This window comes from Dysosmobacter sp. HCP28S3_G4, from assembly GCF_052065175.1.
In the GTDB taxonomy this organism is placed as follows: Bacteria; Bacillota; Clostridia; order Oscillospirales; family Oscillospiraceae; genus Oscillibacter.
Genome location: NZ_JBQHUP010000098.1, coordinates 1 through 1,561, shown reverse-complemented (window position 1 = coordinate 1,561; position 1,561 = coordinate 1). Strand labels below are relative to the sequence as shown.

The window sequence follows — 1,561 nt, the reverse complement described above, 5'->3', positions numbered from 1 at the left end:
TAATGACTACTGAATAATGGCCCATTTTTATTTAGGCGAGAGAAGTGCCGGCAAAAACGCAAGTAGTTGCAAAATGGCGCACTGAATCTTGCGGAGATTCAGCACCAGAACGGATATGGCAATCACATGGGCAGCGGTTTCCCGCAGTTTTGCGGTGACCAGCCCCATGCCGCATTTGCGCTTCGCCAGACTGAACTTGCGCTCTACTTCTACCCGTTCGCATTCATCCCGGTAATCTTGAGCCTTGTCTCTGGTTTCGCCCTTTTTGGGGCGACCCAGTGCCGGACCGGAGAGCCGGATTCCGTGCTCCTTGCAATAACTGAGATTCTCGCGGTTTCGGTAGATCTTGTCCGCCAGGATACGGCTGGGATAATGCCCTTCCCGCTCCCGGAACCGTTCTGTCATCTCCAGGAGATTCCCAGCTTCATTGTAGGCATCAAAGGAGCAATATTCCAACCGTGTCCACCCATCCACGACACTGATGTCCAGCTTCGCGCCAAACTCCACCGGTTTGCCGGCTTTTCCACGCACAATGGGACGGACGAAGGGCTGGCTCACACTGACAATTCGGTCAGGCACGCTGTGGGTGCGGTTATCGTACATGTGCTTCTGCTGCCCATAGATGGTACGGATCGTATCCAGACGTTCCGCCTGGCGTGAAGTCAAAGATTTTCCAAGGGACAGTTTGCCATCTATGGCATCGAGGTCACGCCGGAGATAAGCCAGCTGCTTCCCAATTGCTTTGCGGGTCATCTTGACGGTATGCTTGCGGCATCTGGTGTATTTCAGGTAATCTTTCCGGGCACGCTTGTGGTAGGTGCGGGGCTTCTTCCCGTCCGCGGGATCATGGAGACCATCCAGAATCTTCTCAGCGTTCTCTCTGGCCTCATTGAGCAGAGAAACATCCTGGGGATAACGGATATTGGACGGTGCACAGGTGGCGTCCACGATCATAGTGCCGCTGTTTCCGCTGGCTCCTGGGTGGTCATCAGAGTCATCACTGTCATCCTTGGATTCTGTCTCTTTTGCCTGACGCTCCTTTGCGTCCCGCACGATCATCTCATTGATTTCGCCCAGCACTTCCGGCGTCAACCGCTTGCGGAAGTACACCATCAGGGATGGATCAAAAGGCAGTTTTTCGTCATCATAGCCGGGATACCCACAGAAGTACTGCAGGTACGGGTTCTCCTGAATCTGAAGTGCTGTCTCCTCGTCAGAATAGCCATACTCCGCCTGAATGATGCAGGCGCCCAGAGCCAGCCGCAGCGGCTTGGCTACATTGCCTTTGCGGTTGGTAAACAGAGCGGCGTACCGCTTCTCAATCTCCACCCAGGGAATCGTTTGGGCTTTCTTTACCCAACGGTTGCTTTCCTTCAGATTCATGCCAACCGGCTGCTTGAAATCTGCCAGGCTGATCTGCCCATTGCTGTAACGATACATAGAAGCCCTCCAAGTGCAAGGTTTTTACCTGATTCTTGCGTTTTTTGATACTCTTATCATATCACAAATCAGCCTCAACAGCTTGCACTGTAAGGATTTTTCAATTATTCAGCAGACATTA

General features: G+C 52.7%; 1 protein-coding gene. It reads right to left on the bottom strand.

Annotated features, from left to right (window positions below):
* Positions 1 to 27: 27 nt before the first annotated feature.
* A complete protein-coding gene (locus ACTNBU_RS12550) occupies positions 28 to 1,440 on the bottom strand; it encodes an IS5 family transposase (protein ID WP_441034435.1) in 1,413 nt (470 codons plus the stop codon).
* Positions 1,441 to 1,561: the final 121 nt, after the last annotated feature.